Annotated in this window: 15 protein-coding genes and 1 tRNA gene; 12 read left to right on the top strand and 4 right to left on the bottom strand. The window is 68.4% G+C overall.

Annotated features, from left to right (window positions below):
* The first annotated feature begins 157 nt into the window (after positions 1-157).
* The 8 genes from AC1RR5_RS11580 to AC1RR5_RS11545 all read left to right on the top strand — a co-directional run bounded on the left by AC1RR5_RS11580 (position 158) and on the right by AC1RR5_RS11545 (position 10,738).
* Positions 158-2,176 carry a glycoside hydrolase family 97 protein gene (locus AC1RR5_RS11580; protein ID WP_492921694.1) on the top strand — a complete coding sequence of 673 codons (2,019 nt, stop codon included), beginning with the start codon at positions 158-160 and terminating at the stop codon, positions 2,174-2,176.
* Positions 2,177-2,290: 114 nt separating this feature from the next.
* The gene (locus tag AC1RR5_RS11575) at positions 2,291-3,082 is read left to right on the top strand and encodes an ABC transporter permease (RefSeq protein ID WP_492921692.1); all 792 of its coding nucleotides are present in this window, start codon (positions 2,291-2,293) and stop codon (positions 3,080-3,082) included.
* Positions 3,083-3,091: 9 nt separating this feature from the next.
* Positions 3,092-3,844, top strand: a complete 753-nt coding sequence (locus AC1RR5_RS11570; protein WP_492921690.1) for an ABC transporter ATP-binding protein — start codon at positions 3,092-3,094, stop codon at positions 3,842-3,844.
* Complete coding sequence (locus tag AC1RR5_RS11565; protein WP_492921688.1) at positions 3,841-4,761, top strand: class I SAM-dependent methyltransferase; 921 nt, start codon at positions 3,841-3,843, stop codon at positions 4,759-4,761. The genes AC1RR5_RS11570 and AC1RR5_RS11565 overlap by 4 nt, the downstream gene beginning before the upstream one ends.
* 17 nt (positions 4,762-4,778) lie before the next feature.
* Positions 4,779-7,229, top strand: coding sequence for a glycoside hydrolase family 99-like domain-containing protein (locus AC1RR5_RS11560; protein WP_492921686.1), 2,451 nt, complete (start codon positions 4,779-4,781; stop codon positions 7,227-7,229).
* On the top strand, positions 7,226-8,479 hold the full coding sequence (locus AC1RR5_RS11555; protein WP_492921684.1) for a glycosyltransferase family 61 protein: 1,254 nt from the start codon (positions 7,226-7,228) through the stop codon (positions 8,477-8,479). Before AC1RR5_RS11560 ends, AC1RR5_RS11555 begins: the two co-directional genes overlap by 4 nt.
* A 4-nt stretch (positions 8,480-8,483) precedes the next feature.
* Positions 8,484-9,662 carry a glycosyltransferase family 61 protein gene (locus AC1RR5_RS11550; RefSeq protein WP_492921682.1) on the top strand — a complete coding sequence of 393 codons (1,179 nt, stop codon included), beginning with the start codon at positions 8,484-8,486 and terminating at the stop codon, positions 9,660-9,662.
* Positions 9,659-10,738 carry an esterase-like activity of phytase family protein gene (locus tag AC1RR5_RS11545; protein ID WP_492921680.1) on the top strand — a complete coding sequence of 360 codons (1,080 nt, stop codon included), beginning with the start codon at positions 9,659-9,661 and terminating at the stop codon, positions 10,736-10,738. The genes AC1RR5_RS11550 and AC1RR5_RS11545 overlap by 4 nt, the downstream gene beginning before the upstream one ends.
* On the opposite strand, the gene AC1RR5_RS11540 is transcribed toward AC1RR5_RS11545, so the two are convergent.
* Positions 10,735-11,580, bottom strand: a complete 846-nt coding sequence (locus AC1RR5_RS11540) for an oxidoreductase (RefSeq protein WP_492921678.1) — start codon at positions 11,578-11,580, stop codon at positions 10,735-10,737. The genes AC1RR5_RS11545 and AC1RR5_RS11540 overlap by 4 nt on opposite strands.
* 121 nt (positions 11,581-11,701) lie before the next feature.
* Between AC1RR5_RS11540 and AC1RR5_RS11535 the strand changes: the two genes are divergently transcribed.
* Positions 11,702-12,592: a LysR family transcriptional regulator gene (locus AC1RR5_RS11535; protein WP_492921676.1), complete on the top strand. Its 891-nt coding sequence runs from the start codon at positions 11,702-11,704 to the stop codon at positions 12,590-12,592.
* A 6-nt stretch (positions 12,593-12,598) separates the two neighbouring features.
* Here AC1RR5_RS11535 and AC1RR5_RS11530 read toward each other — a convergent pair whose 3' ends face one another.
* The 3 genes from AC1RR5_RS11530 to AC1RR5_RS11520 all read right to left on the bottom strand — a co-directional run bounded on the left by AC1RR5_RS11530 (position 12,599) and on the right by AC1RR5_RS11520 (position 15,590).
* On the bottom strand, positions 12,599-12,955 hold the full coding sequence (locus AC1RR5_RS11530) for a response regulator (RefSeq protein WP_492921674.1): 357 nt from the start codon (positions 12,953-12,955) through the stop codon (positions 12,599-12,601).
* A complete protein-coding gene (locus tag AC1RR5_RS11525) occupies positions 12,952-14,046 on the bottom strand; it encodes a sensor histidine kinase (RefSeq protein WP_492921672.1) in 1,095 nt (364 codons plus the stop codon). Before AC1RR5_RS11525 ends, AC1RR5_RS11530 begins: the two co-directional genes overlap by 4 nt.
* 275 nt (positions 14,047-14,321) lie before the next feature.
* Positions 14,322-15,590 carry a dicarboxylate/amino acid:cation symporter gene (locus tag AC1RR5_RS11520; RefSeq protein WP_492922094.1) on the bottom strand — a complete coding sequence of 423 codons (1,269 nt, stop codon included), beginning with the start codon at positions 15,588-15,590 and terminating at the stop codon, positions 14,322-14,324.
* Between the two features lie 100 nt (positions 15,591-15,690).
* On the opposite strand from AC1RR5_RS11520, the gene AC1RR5_RS11515 reads away from it, so the two are divergent.
* The 3 genes from AC1RR5_RS11515 to AC1RR5_RS11505 all read left to right on the top strand — a co-directional run bounded on the left by AC1RR5_RS11515 (position 15,691) and on the right by AC1RR5_RS11505 (position 17,964).
* Positions 15,691-15,767, top strand: a tRNA-Arg gene (locus AC1RR5_RS11515).
* A gap of 365 nt (positions 15,768-16,132) precedes the next feature.
* Positions 16,133-17,587 carry an MFS transporter gene (locus AC1RR5_RS11510; protein WP_492921670.1) on the top strand — a complete coding sequence of 485 codons (1,455 nt, stop codon included), beginning with the start codon at positions 16,133-16,135 and terminating at the stop codon, positions 17,585-17,587.
* Positions 17,584-17,964 carry a VOC family protein gene (locus AC1RR5_RS11505; protein ID WP_492921668.1) on the top strand — a complete coding sequence of 127 codons (381 nt, stop codon included), beginning with the start codon at positions 17,584-17,586 and terminating at the stop codon, positions 17,962-17,964. The genes AC1RR5_RS11510 and AC1RR5_RS11505 overlap by 4 nt, the downstream gene beginning before the upstream one ends.
* Positions 17,965-17,990 lie beyond the last annotated feature (26 nt).

Genomic DNA, 17,990 nt, shown 5'->3' with positions numbered 1-17,990 from the left:
TCGTCCGAACTTCGTCCTGGCGCGGGCAATCCGGCACGCGCTCCGAAGCCCTTTTGCGTTCGATCGGCCCGCGTGCTGGGCCGATCCAAGTCCTCCCCCTGCGCCTCCGGCTCCCGTCCTGCGGAGCCGGGGCGCCCTTTTCGAAAGAGACTGTTCGATGAGCTTCCGAACCCTGGCCCTGCTGGCCGCCCTGGCCTCGCCGGCGCTCGCTCAGGCCGCGGAACGCGAGTGCGCCCAGTCGCCCGGCAAGGTGATCGAGGTGTGCGTCTTCACCAAGGACGGGCAGGCCTTCTACGAGGTGAGCAAGGGCGGCAAGCCGGTGCTGTCGGCCGCGCCGATGGGCCTGACCTTCGCCGGCGAGGCGCAGGCGCGTTACTCGGCCATCACCGCCGCCAAGCGCTCGGCCTCGGACGCGACCTGGGAGCAGCCCTGGGGCGAGCAGCGGGTGATCCGCGACAATCATTCGGAGCTGACCGTCTCACTGGTCGGCGACACGCCGCTGAACAAGAGCGTCGACGTTACCTTCCGCCTGTTCGATGACGGCTTGGGCTTCCGCTACGCCTACGCCGCGATCCCGGCCGGCCAAGCCGTGGCCGTCACCGACGACCGCACCGAGTTCAAGCCCGTCGGGGCCTATGACGCCTGGTGGTACGAGGCCCTGGGCCAGGAGCGCGACGAGTACCTCTACAAGCAGACCGACGCCCGCCGCATCACCCTGGCCGAGACGCCTTTGACGATGCGCGAGAAGGGCGGGTTGCACCTGTCATTCCACGAGGCGGCGCTGGTCGACTTCCCGAGCATGCTGCTCGCCGGCAACGGGGCCGGGACCTACAAGGCCAAGCTGATGCCGTGGCCGGACGGGACCCTGGCCAGGAAGACCGGCGCCTTCACCACGCCCTGGCGCACCGTGCTGATCGGCGACACCGCCGGCGCCCTGGCCGACAGCCGCATCGAGCTGAACCTCAACGAGCCCAGCAAGATCGCCGACACCTCGTGGATCAAGCCGGGCAAATATGTCGGCATCTGGTGGGAGATGCACCTGCAAAAGTCGACCTGGGGCAGCGGCCCGATCCATGGCGCGACGACCGAGAACACCAAGCGCTACATCGATTTTGCCGCCAAGTACGGCTTTGACGGCGTGCTGGTCGAGGGCTGGAACAAGGGCTGGGACGGCGACTGGATCAGCAATGGGGAGAAGTTCAGCTTCACGCAGGCCTATCCGGACTTCGACATCAAGGCGATCACCGACTACGCCAAGTCCAAGGGTGTGAAGCTGATCGGCCACAACGAGACCGCCGGCGCGGTGCCCAACTATGAGGCCCAGCTGGAAGACGCCATGAAGCTCTATGAGAGCGTCGGGGTCAGCCAGGTGAAGACGGGTTACGTCCGCCACAGCGGCACGATCGTCGACCAGGACGGCCAGCAGCAGTGGTTCGCCGGCCAATATATGGTCCGCCACAACCTGCACGTCGCCGAGGTGGCGGCGCGCCACAAGATCTCGATCGACGCCCACGAGCCGGTCAAGGACACCGGCCTGCGCCGCACCTGGCCCAACATGCTGAGCCGCGAAGGCGCGCGCGGGCAGGAGTTCAACGCCTGGGGCGATCCGACCAATCCGCCCGAGCACACCGTGATCATCCCGTTCACGCGCATGCTGGCCGGACCGATGGACTTCACGCCGGGCGTCTTCGATGTGGTGCACGGCAAGACTGAGCTGACCCGCCGCGGCCAGTCGACCATCGCCACCCAGCTGGCGCTCTATGTCGTGCTCTACAGCCCGATCCACATGGCCGCCGACCTCTTGGAAAACTACGAGGCCCGTCCCGACGCCTTCCAGTTCGTGCGCGACGTGCCCACCGACTGGGAGACGTCCAAGACCCTGCAGGGCCAGGTCGGCGACTTTGTCGTCGTCGCTCGCCAGCAGCGCGGGGCCAAGGACTGGTTCCTGGGCGCCCTGACCGACGAGCAGCCGCGCAAGCTGACCCAGAAGCTGGACTTCCTGGCGCCCGGCAAACGCTATGAGGCCCAGATCTATCGCGACGGCCCCTGGGCCGACTTCCGCACCAACCCCGCCGCCCTGACCGTCGAGAAAAAGGTCGTCACCGCCAAGGACAGCCTGGACCTCGACATGGCGGCCGGCGGCGGCGCGGCGGTGCGCTTCAAGGCGCTCGACTAAAGTTTTTACGCAACACGACGTTCATCGACCTTCCAAAGCAATTGTCGGGCGGCTCAGGGCTCTGTAAGCAGGCGCCTTACTGGTCGCCCGACGTGGCGTTTTGGAAGGTCGCGAATGCCGAGTCCCGTGATGGCGGCGCTCAAGGACGTGGGAGACGGTCTCCGTCTCGCCCCTTTGTGGTGGCGGCTCGGCCTGGACCAGACGGCCTCGCGTTTCCAGCGGTCGATCCTGGGTCCGTTCTGGATGGCCTGCAACCTGCTGGTCGTCGCCTTCGCCCTGGCCTTCCTGGTCAGCGCCATGATGGGCGCCGACATCATGGGGAGCTATCCGCAGGTGGTGGCTGGCCTGCTGGCCTGGTCGCTGGTGGGCACGGCCATGGCCGAGGCCCAGGCGATCTTCCTCTACAATGCCGGCCTGATGCAGAGCCAGCGCCTGCCGCTGAGCTTCTACGTCTTCCTGCACGTGCAGAAGGCCGCGACGAACTTCCTGTTCCAGGCGATCGCATTCTGGGCGGTGATGCTGGTCATGGGCCGGTTCGTCGTGCCGCACTGGACGCTGATCCCGGCGGTCGTGGTGATGCTGCTGATCGTTGGCCTGCAGGGTTTCGTCATCGCCGTGCCCTCGACCCGCTTCCGCGACGTGGCCTACATGATGAGCTACGTCGTCCAGCTGTTGTTCTATGTGACGCCCGTGTTCTGGCTGGCCACCAATGTCAGCGCCAAGAACCGCTGGGTGGTCGAGATGAACCCGTTCACCCATCAGGTGGAGCTGCTGCGCGCCCCGCTGACCGGCCACGCGCCGGCCCTCATCGACTGGTATTGGACCCTGGGCACCACCGGCGTCCTGGCCATAATCGCCTTCGCGCTGCTGGCCTTGTTCCGCAAGCGCGTGGTCTTCTGGCTGTAGGAGACGGCGATGACGCACCAGATCAAGCTGACGAACGTCGACCTCGACTACTTCGTCTACAGCCTGCGCTCGCAGTCGCTGCGCAGCGCGGTGTTCAACCTCGCGGTCGGCGGCAAGATGTACAAGGCCGCCGGCGACGTCGCCGCGGTCAAGGCGCTGCACGACATCAATCTCGACATCGTCGAGGGCGACCGCATCGCCCTGGTGGGCCACAACGGCTCGGGCAAGACGACCCTGCTCAAGGTCATCGCCGGCATCTACAGCCCCACGCGCGGCGAGCTGTCGATCGACGGCGACATCACCTCGATGATCGCCATCAACGCCGGCATCGACATGGAGGCCACCGGCCTTCGCAACATCCACAAGCTGGGCCTGATGCGGAGGCTCTCGCGCAAGGTCATCGACAGCCGCGTCGATTCGATCGCCGAGTTCTCGGGGCTGGGCGACTTCCTGCACCTGCCGGTCCGCACCTATTCGGCCGGCATGCTGGCGCGCCTGATGTTCGCCGTCGCCACCGAGTTCGAGGCCGACATCCTGGTGCTGGACGAGTGGCTCAGCGCCGGCGACGCCGCCTTCGTGCAGAAGGCCGCCGACCGCATGCAGCGCATGGTCGAGGACGCCAAGATCGTCGTGCTGGCCACCCACGACCATGAGCTGGTCCGCCGCGTCTGTAACCGCGTCTGCGAACTGCAGGCCGGCCGCATCGCCTTCCTCGGCACGACTGAGGACTGGCTCGTCTACCGGGAATCTCAAGCCGCATGACCGATACCGTCCGCCGTCTCGCGCACGAAGACCTCAACGGTGTCGGCGCCGACGCCTGGCTCGCGCGCCTGAAGCGCTCGGTCGGCGAGCGGGTCCAGGACGGCGTCCTGTACCCCGACTTCCCGTCGGCCGAGATCCAGCGCCAGTTCGTCGGCTCGGCCTATGAGGACGCGCTGGACGAGGCCGGCCGCTTCTACCGCTTCGCCCAGGAGAGCATGAACGACCGCAGCTATCAGCGGTCGGCCGGCAAGGGCTATCTGGACTTCGGCTGCGGCTGGGGTCGCATCGGCCGCTTCTTCCTGCGCGACTTCCGCGCCGAGGACATGGTCGGCGCCGACATCGATCCGGACATGGTCGCCTTCTGCGCGGGCGCCAGCCTGCCGGGGAGCTTCGACACCATCGTCAACGGCCAGCCGCTGCCGTTCGCCGACGGCCACTTCCGGCTGGTGACGGCCTATTCGGTGTTCACCCACCTGCCGCCGCACCTGTTCCGCGCCTGGCTGGCCGAGCTGCTGCGCGTGCTGGCCCCCGGCGGCCTGCTGGTGTTCACGGTCGAGCCGCCGCGCTTCCTGGACTTCATGGACGCGGCCGATCCCAATTCCGACAACGCCTGGCACGTGGCCCTCTCGGCCTACAAGGACCAGCTGCCGCGCATGCGCGCCGAGCTGGCCCAGGACGGCGTGGCCTATCTGCCCTCGGGCGGCGGCGCCTATCGCGAGTCCGACGTCTATGGCGACACGGCCGTGACCGCCAAGTTCGTGGCCAAGGAAGCCGCACCGCACGGCGGCGAGGTGGTGCGCTACATCGACGATCCGTCGCGGTTCTTCCAGGCGGCGGTGGTCATCCGCAAGCGTGACCCGAACCAGCAGCCGAGCTTCTTCGCGCGCCTCCTGGCCCGCCTTTCGGGCAAGGCATGAGCAGCGGGTCGCCCAAAATGACGTTGGGCGGTTTGAAGCCCGGCAGGGATGTCACGGTCCAGGGCGTCGACGCCCGGGGCCGGACGATCCTGGCGGCGGCCGGCGGCGACCCGCAGATGCTCTGGAGCCCGACCCGCGCCGAGCGAGCCGGGCTGAAGGCGGCCAAGGCCGTGCGCATCGACCTGAAGCTGGAAGCGGTCGAGGGCCAGCTGGTCGGCCCGGCCCTTTATGCCGACTGGGGTGACGGCTTTTCCGAGGACTCCTACACGCGCCTGAAGGCCGGCCCGGACGGCTGGTTCGCCTCGCTGCCGGCGCGCAGCTGGCAGCTGACCGGCGTGCGCCTGGATCCGTCAGAGGGCGAATGCACGTTCACGGTCAGCGATTTCAAGGTCACGCGCATCGGCGACCTCGGCAAGGATCCGCGCGGCTTGCGGGGCGCGGTGATCCAGGCGCTGAAGCCGGCCCTGGGACCGTTGCGCCAGCCGGTCGGCGCGGCCTGGCGGCGTGGCCGGGCGATGCTGCAGCGCTCGCGCGGGACCCGCGCGGTCGCCGGCGACGCTGGTCCGGTCCGCGCGACTTACCAGCATGCGATCGCGGTCTCGAAGAACCTGCGTAGCCCGCACTTCGCCGCCCCGATCGCGACGCCGATCGTCTTGCCAGCCGACGCCCCCAAGGTCGTGGCCTTCTACCTGCCGCAGTTCCATCCGTTCCCGGAGAATGACCTCTGGTGGGGCAAGGGCTTCACCGAGTGGACCAACGTCTCCAAGGCCCAGCCGCAGTTCCTGGGCCACTACCAGCCGCGCCTGCCGGCCGACCTCGGCTTCTACGACCTGCGCCAGCGCGAGGTGATCGCCCAGCAGATCGACCTGGCCAAGGACGCGGGCGTCTCGGCCTTCTGCTTCCACTACTATTGGTTCGCCGGAAAGCGCCTGCTGGAGCGGCCGATCGAACTGGTGTTGGCCGATCCGACCCTGGATTTCCCGTTCGCCCTCTGCTGGGCCAACGAGAACTGGACCCGGCGCTGGGACGGCGACGAGAGCAACGTCCTGATGGGCCAGGAGCACTCGCCCGAGGACGACCGCGCCGCGTTCGAGGACATGGCCCGCTACATCCGTGACCCGCGCTACCTGAAGGTCGGCGGCAAGCCGGTGCTGGTGCTCTATCGGCCCGAGATCCTGCCGGACTCCAAGGCCACCACCGACCGCTGGCGGGAGCAGGCCAAAGCCATGGGCCTGGGCGAACTGCACCTGCTGTGCACCACGGCCTTCGGCTTCCAGGACTACGCGTCGCACGGTTTCGACGGGATCATCGACTTCCCGCCGCACGCCATCGTCGAGGGCGAGATCACCAAGGCGGTGACGCCGCTGCATGCGAACTTCACTGGCAAGGTCTACGACTATCCGGTGGTCGTGCAGTCCAAGCTGGACGAGCTGGAAGCCGCGCCCGCCGCCTTCGTGCCGGGGGTGATGCCGGGCTGGGACAACCAGGCCCGCAAGCCCTGGGCCGGCCACGCCTTCCACAACGCCGATCCGGAAAGCTACCTGACCTGGCTGTCGGGCGCGCTGAAACACGCGCAGGCCAAGCATCCGCAAGGCCAGGCCATGGTCTTCGTCAATGCCTGGAACGAGTGGGGCGAGGGGGCCTATCTGGAGCCCGACCGCTGGTTCGGCCATGGCTATCTGCACGCCACCCGCACGGCCCTGGGCGCCTATGTCCCGCGCCTGACCGACGCCCATCCGCTGGTGGCGCAGGCGCAAGGCACGTTCGAGAAGCGCGCCGACGCCGTCGTGCTGCTGCACCTCTTCTATCCCGAACTGATCGACTGGTTCGCCCAGCGCCTGGCGGCGACGGCCAGCGGCCTGGATGTGATGATCACCGTGCCCGAGAGCTGGAACGAGGCCGACCTGGCCCGCGTCCGCGCCGCCTTCCCGAGCGCACATCTGGCCATCGCCGAGAACCGTGGCCGCGACATCCGGCCGTTCGTCGAGACCCTGCGCCGGGCCAAGGCCCTGGGCTATTCGACCTTCTGCAAGCTGCACTCCAAGCGCTCGCCGCACCGCGCCAAGGGCGATGAATGGCGGGCCGAGCTGTTCGACGGCCTGCTGGGCGGCGAGGCGGCCAGCCTGGCCCTGCGCGCCTTCGCCCAGGATCCCAAGCTGGGTCTGCTGGCCTCGTCGGAGGCCCGCATGCGGATCGGTGACCCGGACGTGATGGCCAACAACGCCGCCGCCGTCGAGCGCCTGTCGGCCCGCATGGGTCTGAAGCCCGCGCCCGAGACGCCGTTCGCGGCCGGCTCGATGTTCTGGGGACGGACCGAAGCCTTCGCGCCGCTGTCGGACCTGTCGGACGTCGAGATCGGCTTCGAGCCGGAACTCGGCCGTGTCGACGGCGCCACGGCCCACGCGATCGAGCGCCTGACCGCCGCCATCGTCGCCCGCGCCGGCTACCGGGCGAGCTTCGAGCTGTGAGAGAGGTCAAGAGCCTGGCCCGGCGGACGGTGCGCAAGCTGAAGGGCCTGCTGCCCAAGCCGCCACCGCCGCCTCCGCCGCCGACCATCACCCTGACGCTGGTCGAGGACGCCGAGGTCCTGCCGCGCGTCGCCGACGCCCTGGCCGAACCGCTGGACGGGCCCGGCGTGATCGGTTCGGTCATCCCGGCGGCGATCCTGGGTGAGGCCGAGACCCGCGCGGCCCTGGGCCAGAAGAGCGGCGGCGTCGATACCCCCGGCTGGGCGCACGGCGAGAACGGCGTGCTGCGCTCGGCCGTCGACCTGGTTCGGGTGCGCGACGTCTGGCATGCGCCGGCGTTCGGCGCGGTGTTCGACGACGCGGGGCGGACCTTCAAGACCTCCGTCCATGAGGCGATCTACCTGACCCCGACCCTGGCGGCCCTGCCGAACGCGAGGCGTGAGGGCGACCAGACGCTGTTCGCCTTGCCCGCCGACGCGCCGACCTTTCCGCGCGCCACGGTGTTCGTGGCCTGGGGCGGGGTGCACAACTACGGCCACTTCCTGATCGACTGCCTCTCGGCCCTGGTCGCGGCCCAGCAGGCCGGCGCGCTGGAGGCCTATCCGCCGATAACGCCGCCGCTGCTGCCCTGGCAGGCGGACCTGCTGGCGCTGGCCATGGGCGATGCGCCTAAGCCGCGCATCGTCGAGGCCCCGATCGTCCGCATCGACGAGGTGGTGTTCGCCACGCCGATGGATCACTTCCTGCACGCGCCGGGCCCGCCTCTGGACGCGGTGCGCGATCGCATCCTGGCCAACGCCGCGATCCCGGACGACCCGGCTGCGCCCAAGCGCATCTATGTCAGCCGCCTGGGCTCGCTAAAACGCGTCCTGGTCAACGAGGCCGAGCTGGAGGCCGCCCTGGAAGCGCGCGGCTTCACGGTCGTCCGGCCCGAGGTCCTGCCGGTCCGCGAGCAGATCGCCCTGTTCCATCGCGCCGAGATCGTGGTCGCGCCTGCGGGCGCGGCCCTGGCCAACGTCCTGTTCTGCAAGCCGGGGACCAAGGTCTTCGAGATCCAGCCCAGCAACTTCATCGGCGTATGGGTGCGCAATGTCGCCCTGCTGGTCGGGGTGGACTGGCGGGCCTTCTTCGCGCCGTCACCGCTGAGCGAGACCGAGATCCTGATGGAGGGCCAGCCGCGGCCGGCGTCCGAGTTCCGCTGGCGGCTGGACCTTCCGGGGTTCCTGACCTTCCTGGACGAAGCGCTCTAGGGCCGTGGTCGCCCACGTCGACATCACCGGCGCCGAGCGGCTTTCGATGACCCAGGCGCTGGGCGGCGGCCAACGCGTGGCGCGGGTGAAGCTGATGGGGTCCAGCGGGCCGATCCCGCCGCGTCCAATGTCGTGGCCGTGCGCCGGCGACCTGCTGAACGGCATGCACGACCTGGAAAACGCGGTCGCGCCGGACATCGACCTGGTCGTCGTCCACCGGGCGGTGGCGGGCGGACCGGGCGCGCAGCTGAAGCTGGACGGCGCCTATCTGCACGCCGACGAGGCCTATCCCAGCTATATCCGCTACCGCTACGAGCACGACATCCAGGCCGACGGCTGGCGCTTCGACGCACCGGTCCGCAAGCGCCTGGACCGCGCCTTCGTGATCACCCACTTCAACTACGTCTGGGGTCACTGGCTGACCGAGATGTACCCCAAGCTCTTCCTGATCCGGGCGCTGGCGGAGGCGGGGATCGTCGCGCCGCTGCTGCTGCCGGTCACCGCGCCGGGCTACATGACCACGATCGCGCGGGATTTGGTCCCGGGCCTGGAGATCATCACCTACTATCCGCGCGACGAGGCCGTGGAGATCGGGACCGTCCTGCTGCCGCACATGCTGCACCAGGCGTATCACTTCCACGACTTCCTGCGCTGGAGCCTGGAGCGCGAGGCCCTGGCCTGGCCGCGTGGCGGCGCGCCCGACAAGGTGTTCGTCAGCCGCAGCGGCGTGCGCACGGCCCAGGCCTTCCGCGAACTGACCAACGAAGCCGAGGTCGAGGGCGTCGCCGAGGAACTGGGCCTGACCCTGGTGCGGCCCGAGGCGCTGCCCTGGGCCGAGCAGGCCAGGATCTTCTCCGGCGCCCGCGTGGTGGCCGGTGAGTTCGGCTCGGGCCTGCACAACGCCCTGCTGTCGCCGGCGGGCTGCCAAGTGGTGTCGCTGAACTGGCTGGTCGACGTGCAGTCGCGGATCGCCAACTTCCGCCGTCAGGACGTCGGCTATATCCTGCCGGCCGACGGGCGGGCCCGCCTGCATACGACCGGGCCGCAGGAGAACCAGCCCTTCATGATCGATCCCGCCGAGTTCCGGGCCAAGCTGGCGATCGCCGTCGAACGCGCCGACGCCAAGGCGGCCATGGCCGGCTGGGACGACGGCCCGGTCGCCATGCCGGAGCTGCGGCTGTGAAGGCGCTGGTCCTGGCGGCCCTGCTGCTGGCCGGTCCAGCCATCGCCGAGCCGCGCGTCTCCCTGTTCAAGACCTGCGAGGTCCCCAAGGGCATCGAGTTCCAGGGCGGCGGCTATGGCGGCATCTCGGGCATCGACTTCGACCAGCGCTTGGGCCAGTGGGCCTTCATCAGCGACGACAAGTCCGAGCACGGACCCTCGCACGCCTTCCTCGGCAAGCTTGATTTGAAGGACGGGCGCTGCGACCTGGCGCTGGAGACGATGATCCCGCTGCGTCGCGAGGACGGTTCGACCTTCCCCGACCGCAAGGCGGGAACCGAGGCCGCCGACGGCGAGTCCATCCGCTTCGATCCGTTGAACGCTGATCTTTTCTGGTCCACCGAGGGCGACTTCGACCACGGCTATCCGCCGTCGGTGCGGCGCATGAGGGCCGACGGGACACCGGTCGCGCGGCTGGTCGTTCCCGAGGCCTTGACCTTTCACGACGGCGGCGAGACCGGCGCGCGCAAGAACGCCACCACCGAAGGCATGAGCTGGTCCGTCGACGGACGGTCTTTGTGGCTGTCGATGGAGTGGCCCCTGGCCCAGGACGGCCCAATCCCCTCGGTGGCCGAGGGCGGCCTTGCGCGTCTGACCAAGCTGGATCGCGCGGGCAAGGTGCTGGCCCAGTATGCCTATCGTGTCGACCCGGTGCAGGTCGCCTCGCCGTTGGGTGTCGGCGACAACGGCATTAGCGAGATCCTCACCCTGGACGATCACCGCCTGCTGGTGCTCGAGCGCTCGGGGATCAAGGGCGCGGACGGGCGCTACAGCTACCACATCCGCCTCTATGTGGCCGACCTGGCCAAGGCCCAGGATGTCTCGAAGATCGAGAGCCTGTCGGCGACGCCGGTCCGGGCGGCGGAAAAGCGCCTGCTGTTGAACTTCGACAGCCTGGGGATCCGGATCGACAATCTGGAAGCCATGGCGTGGGGCCCGCGCCTCAAGGACGGGGCCCGCACGCTCGTGCTGGCTTCGGACGACAATTACGACGCCAACCAGATCAACCAGATCCTGGTCTTGCGGATCGCCCCTTAGGCGGCCGCTTCCTCGACCGGGAAGTCCGTCGAGACCGCTACGTCACGCCAGTCCTTCAGCAGCGCCAGATGCGCGGCTGCCACGGCTTCAGTCGCCGCGGCCGTGTCGCTGCCCAGCGGCAGGCGGACGGGCGGGTTGGGGGCGTCGACGAAGTCGATCAGCACCTGGGCCAGGCGTTGCGGATCGCCGGGCTGGTTGTGGCTGACCACGGCCGCATGGGCGCGCACGGCCCCGGCCGTCTCGTTGTAGTCGGCGATGCTGGCCGGGCTGACGCTCAGCGAGGTCGCGTCTAGGAAGTCGGTGCGGAAATAGCCCGGCTCGACGGCGGTGACGAAGATGCCCAGTGGGGCCAGCTCGGCGGCGAGACCCTCGGTCAGCCCCTCGACCGCGAACTTGGTTGAGCAGTAGACGCCAAAGCCGGCGCCCGAGCGCAGGCCGCCCACCGACGACAGGTTCAGGATCCGGCCCGAACGCTGGCGGCGCATATGCGGCAGCACGGCCCGGGTCACGGCCAGCAGGCCGAAGACGTTGGTGCGGTACAGGGCCTCGACCTCCGCGCCGGTGGCTTCCTCGACCGCGCCCAGCAGGCCGTAGCCGGCGTTGTTCACGAGAATGTCGATGCGGCCGAAGCGCTCGACGGCGGCCTTGGCGGCGGCGTGGGCCTGGGCTTCGTCGGTGACGTCCAGGGCCACGGCCAGCAGGTTGGGATGCTGGCCCAGGCGCTCGCTGACCGAGGCGGGGTTGCGGGCGGTGGCGACGACGGCGTCGCCGGCGGCCAGGGCCTTTTGAGCGATCAGGGCGCCAAAGCCGCGCGAGGCGCCGGTGATGAACCAGGTACGCATATCTTGTTCCTTCCGTTGGGCCGTGGCGGGGAGCGTCGCGGCGACGGAGGAATATCTAGACCTCGGCCTTCGATGAGATAATCATGGCATTTATCGCCAAGTCAGTGAGTGAAATTCAGCAATGCGTCCTGTCGCGCCCGCCGACCTGGCCAGCTTCCTGGCCATCGCCCGCCACAAGAGCTTCCGCCGCGCCGCCGACGAGCTGGGCTGCACGCCGTCGGCCCTGAGCCACGCCCTGCGCGGCATCGAGGAGCGGCTGGACCTGCGCCTGGTCAACCGCACCACCCGCAGCGTCGCCCTGACCGAGGCCGGCGAGCGATTGTTCGCGCGGGTGTCGCCGGCCTTCCGCGACATCGACGACGCCCTGGACGACCTCAACAACTTCCGGGGCCAGCCGATGGGCACGCTGCGCTTCAACGCCCCGCGCGGCGCGGTCGAACTGGTCCTGCTGCCGGCCGTGACTCGCTTCATGGCCCAGCAGCCCGGCGTGAAGGTCGAGATCGTCGCCGACTCCGCCCTGGTCGACATGGTGGCCGAGGGCTGCGACGCCGGCGTCCGGTTCGGCGAGACCATCGCCCAGGACATGGTCGCCGTGCCGCTGGGTGGCCGCCAGCGCACCGCCATCGTCGCCTCGCCGGCCTTCTTCGAGACGCATCCCAAGCCGACGACGCCGGAGCAGCTGAAGGAGATCCCCTGCATCCGCTTCCGCTTCGCCAGCGGCCGTCTCTATCACTGGGAGTTCGAACGCGGCGGGGTCGAGCTGAACATCGAGGTCGACGGCCCGCTGACCCTGAACGACCACGACCTGACGATCCGCGCGGCCCTGGACGGGCTGGGCGTGACCTTCGCCTTCGAGGAGCAGGTGGCCGACCTGATCGCGGCCGGCAAGCTGGTGCGGGTGCTGGAGGACTGGTGCCCCTATTACAGCGGCTTCTACCTCTATTATCCCAGCCGTCGCCGCGCGCCCGCGCCGCTGCGGGCCTTCATCGACTTCATCCGCGAGGGCGGGTGAGCGGCGCTATTCCGGCTGGAACTTGTCGACCGCTCGGCGCAGCGCCCCGGCATTGATCGGCTTGGCCAGCACCTCGATGCTTTCGAAGCCCTTGCGCGGCAGGTCGCCATAGCCGGTGGCGAACACGAACGGCACGCCGCGCTCGCGCAGCTGCTCGGCGACCGGGAAGACCATCTCGCCGCCGATATTGACGTCCAGCACCGCGCCGTCGGGCGAAGGCTCGCCGCTGCCCAGCCATGCCAGGGCGTCATTGACCGCCCCGAACGAGCCGGCGATCTCGCAGCCCAGGTCTCCGAGCATGTCCTCGACCATCATGGCCACCAGGGCTTCGTCCTCGACGATCATCACCTTGCTGGACTTCATGCGGCGAGACTCATCCTCTGCGATAGCGGGGCGCGCAGGGTGTAGACCACGCCCTGCGGCGTGAAGTCGAGACTGGCCTTGCCCCCCAGGTCGCGGGCCAGGCCGCGTTCGATCATCTGGCTGCCGAAGCCGCGATGGCGCGGCCGGTCGTCGACGGTCGGGCCATCGACCTCACGCCAGGTCAGGGTCAGCATCGGCGGTGTGGCGGCCTCGTCGACCGTCCAGCGGATCACCACGCGGCCTTCCGGGTTTGACAGAGCGCCGTGCTTGGCGGCGTTCACCGCCAGCTCGTGCAGGGTCATGTGCACCGACACCGAGGTCTCGGCGCTGAAGGTCAGGGCCGGGCCGATGATGTCGAAGCGCTCGGCCAGTTCGGGGCTGAACGGGGCCAGGGCCTTGTCCAGGATCTCGTGCAGCTCGGCGCGGCCCCAGGCGCGGCGCGTCAGCAACTCGTGCGCCTGCGACAGGGCCAGGATGCGGTTCTCGAAGGTCTCGGCGAAGGCCTCGGGCGTCGGCGTCGAGCGCAGGGTCTGGCGCGAGATCGACTGGACGATGGCCAGGGTGTTCTTCACCCGGTGGTCCAGCTCCTGCAGCAGGAAGGCGCCGTGCTGCTTGGAATCCACGAGGTTGTCGTGCAGGCGGCCGCTCTCCAGGGCCGAGGCGGTGGCGCGAGCGATCACCTGCAGCTTCTTGATGATCTCGGGCGCGGGGACGTGCTCTTGCGCCCAATAGGCGCCGATGGCCGCGACCGGGTCTTCCAACCGCACCGGCGTCATCACCAGGCTTTTGACGAAGGTCGGCCGGTAGGCGTCGTGCGGGATGCGATCGTCCAGATAGATGTCGGGGATCACCACCGTCTGGCGGTTCAGCATCGCCCAGCCGGAGATGCAGGCGGTCAGCGGGAAGCGCTTGCCCTTCCAAAGCGGGCCGATCGCATCCTCGTCGAAATACCAGCACTGGTTATTGTCGCGCAGCACGAAGGCGATGCCGTCGGCCCCGGAAACCTTCCGCGCGGCCTTGCGCACGACCTCGGCCACTTCGCTGATGGTGCGGGTCGCCGACAGGGCCTCGATGGTCTCGATGAGGGTCACCAAGTCCCCGGTATCGGGGCTCGTGATCTCGTCTCTAGAGGCTAGGTCCAGCATTGTTCGAGGATCGCACGTCGGTTGTGTTTGAAACCCTAACATGCAGACGGCGCCGAACAAGCTGGGCCGCATATGCCAGGTGCGCGCGTCTGCACATGCGCAAAGGTTGAGCTTGCCTGGGCTCCAGGGTCGGGTAGCCGACGAATATGGCGCGCGCCGTGCAAGAACACTGTTAGATCAACGTTCTGGCGAGATTTCGCGCCAACGCTCGCGGGCCGTGCCTAGGCGGCGGAGGGCTCGGCGGGGCCGGTTTCGCCGCGCAGGACGCGCGACAACCTGTCGCGGTCCAAGGCGCCTTCCCAGCGGGCGACGACCAGGGTGGCCACGCCATTGCCGACCAGATTGGTCAGGGCCCGACACTCGCTCATGAACCGGTCGACGCCGACCAGCACGGCCAAGGCCGCGATCGGGATGTCGGGCACGACCGCCAGGGTCGCGGCCAGGGTGATGAAGCCCGCCCCGGTGACGCCTGAGGCGCCCTTCGAGGTCAGCATGGCCACGCCCAGCAAGGCCAGCTCTTGGCCCAGCGAGATGTGGGTGTTGGTCGCCTGAGCCAGGAACAGGGTGGCCAGGGTCATGTAGATGTTGGTGCCGTCCAGGTTGAAGCTGTAGCCGGTGGGAATGACCAGCCCGACCACCGAGCGCCGCGCGCCGGCGTTCTCCAGCTTCTCCATCATCTGCGGTAGCACGCTCTCCGACGAGCTGGTGCCCAGCACGATCAGCAGCTCCTCGCGGATGTAGGCCAGGAACCGCAGGATCGAGAAGCCGCTGGCCCAGGCGATCGCCCCCAGCACCACCAGCACGAACAGCAGCGAGGTGATGTAGAAGGTCGCCACCAGCGCGCCCAGCTGCATCAGGGCGCCGATGCCGTACTTGCCGATCGTGAAGCCCATGGCCCCGAACGCGCCCAGCGGCGCCAGGCGGATCACCACGTGGATGACGCCGAAGAACAGCTTGGCCGCGTCTTCCAGAATATTGGCGACCTTGTCGCCGAAGTCGCCCAGCCGGGTGCAGGCAAACCCCGTCAGGATGGCGATCAGCAGCACCTGCAAGAGGTTGCCCTCGGCGAAGGCGCTGAAGAAGGTGTCGGGGATCAGGTGCAGCAGGTAGGGGATCAGCCCCTCGCCGTGCTTGGCCTTCTCGACATAGCCGGCGGCGATCGACGGATCGAGCGTGGCCGGATCGATGTTGAAGCCGTCGCCGGGGCGCAGGGTGCGCCCGACGATCAGGCCCAGGATCAGCGCGAAGGTCGAGACGACTTCGAAATAGAGCAGCGCCTTGACGCCCACCCGGCCGAACGCCTTGATGTCGCCCATCCGCGCGATGCCGCCGGCCACGGTGCAGAAGATCACCGGCGCGATGACCAGCTTGATCAGCTTGATGAAGGCGTCGCCCAGCGGTTTGACCGCCACCCCGATCTTGGGCCACAGCGCCCCGACCAATATGCCCAGCGCGATGGCGATCAGGACCTGCACATAGATCGATTTCAGATGCCGCACCAAGTTCGCCCCCACCTGCGCCCGAAGGCGTTTTGGACGGGGTTCGCACGCCCGCCATCTTGCGCTATTGACCCTGGCCCGCGCGAAGCGAGGCCCAGTAGCTCAGCAGGATAGAGCAGCGCTTTCCTAAAGCGAAGGTCGGGGGTTCGAGTCCCTCCTGGGCCGCCAGCGGCTTTGTCGCGACCCGTCCGGTGGGGGCGGCCTTGAACACATCCGCACAGGTCCAACCCTTGAGCGCCTAGTGGGCATCGCCATCGTGATCCCTCGCTCGCAGCGGGAGGGGGCCGCGCGGCGTCGCACCTGGGCTGTGTTGATTGGCTCCGAGGCCATTCGATCTTCACCGCATTGGCGCTCATCGTTTCGGCCCGGGAACTATGGTCGTGTCATTGCTGTCAAGGCCTGTAGTAGGCAGGTGTGGCGTTGCCTTGGGTGAGGGGAATTCCTTTTTGGTGTGGGGATAAGGTATTTGACTCACGCACCATAAATGCCATCGTCCCGCCAAGGCCTCGACATGCAGGGCCAGGGAGGTTGCGATGAGACGTGAGGCAAAGGGCGTGCGCCTGCCTGTGAGGACGAAGCTGCTGTACGACTTCGGGTCGGTCGCCTACGGGGTCAAGGACGGCGCCTTCAAGTCGTTCCTGCTGATCTACTACAACCAGGTGGTCGGGTTGCCTGCCGGGCTGGTGGCCAGCGCGATCCTGCTGGCCCTGGTCGCGGACTCCCTGCTTGATCCGCTGATCGGCCAGCTGTCCGACGGGCTACGTTCGCGCTGGGGTCGGCGGCATCCGTTCATGTATGCCTCGGCCCTGCCGACGGCGGGGAGCTTCCTGCTGCTGTTCATGCCGCCCGCCGACTGGTCGCAAGGCGCCCTGTTCGGCTACATCGTCGCGACCTCGATCCTGGTGCGCACCTTCATTGCGCTCTACGAAATCCCAAGCTCGGCCCTCGGTCCGGAGCTTAGCGCCGACTATGACGAGCGCACCGCGATCATGGCCTATCGCTACATGTTCGCGATCGTCGGCGGGGCGCTGCTCTATATCGTCACCCTGCGGGTGTTCCTGAAACCCGACACCGCCCACCCCGTCGGCCTGCTCAATCCGGACGGCTGGTGGCGCTACGCCGTCACCGCGGCCATTGTCATGGCCCTGTCGATCCTGGTTTCGGCCGCCGGCACCCACGGACGGATCGCCAGCTTCCGTAAGCCACCGGTCCAGCCGCGCCGCTCGCTGCCGGCGGTGCTGGGCGAAATGCGCCAGAGCCTGGGGCACGGCTCGTTCCTGGCGCTGATGGGCTATGGCGTCATCAAGTTCACCGGCACCGGCGTGGTCAGCGCCCTGGCGCTCTATTTCGCCACCTACTGGTGGAAGCTCAGTTCGGGCCAAATCGCCTTCCTGGCGCTGGATGCGCTGATCGGATCGCTGCTGGCCTTGCCTCTGGCCCCGCGCCTGTCGCGCCTGCTGGGCAAGAAGCGCGCGGCGATCATCCTGCTGGCGGTGACGGTGGCGCTGGGCCTCTTGCCCTTCGGCCTGCGGCTGGCCGGATGGTTCCCGGCCGAGGGCTCCAAGGCGCTGGTCCCCGCGCTGCTGGCCATCCAGACACTGTACTGGACCTGCGGCGTGGTGTCGGTGATCATGATCACCGCCATGCTGTCGGACGTGATCGACGACAGCGCGGTCCGCACGGGCCGGCGGGCCGAGGGCCTGTTCTTCGCCGCCAACAGCATCGTCCAGAAGTGTGTCTCGGGCCTGGGCGTGTTCGTCTCCGGCCTGCTGCTCAGCGCCGTGAATTTCCCCAAAGGCGCCGATCCCGCGACCCTGGATCCGCAGATCATCACGCGCCTGGTCTTCGTCTACGCCCCGACCCTGGTGCTGCTGTACGGCGTCGGCATGGCCTGCCTCTTGGGCTATCGTATCACCCGCGAGCGTCACGACGAGAACGTGCGCCTGCTGGCCGAGCGTGAGGCCATGGTGTCGGCGGTGCGGGCGTGAGCGCGACCCAAAGCTTCCTGAAGATCTTCGTCGCCGATCTCGACCGGTCGGCGGCGTTCTATGCCGCCGCCTTCGGTATGGCGCCGGGTGGGCGGATGGCCGCCCCTGGGTTCGACGAACTGATCCTGCGCGCGCCGGAGGGGCAGTCCGGCGGCAGCATCGTGCTGTGCCGCTGGCGCGACGGCCGTGCGCTGGAAAGGGGAAACGCCAACGGACCGATCGGCTTCAGCGTCACCGATGTCGACGCCGTTCATGATCGTATCGTGGCGGCGGGTGGAACGAGTCGCCTGGCCCCGCGCAGTCTGGGCGCGGCGCGCCTGGCCTTCGTCGCCGATCTGGACGGCCACGAACTGGAAGTGCTGAACCTCGGCGCCTGACAACGAAAGAGGCCTCGGCGCGAACG

The organism is Caulobacter sp. GW821-FHT11E11 (genome assembly GCF_058808315.1).
This window is presented reverse-complemented; position numbering and strand designations above follow the sequence as displayed.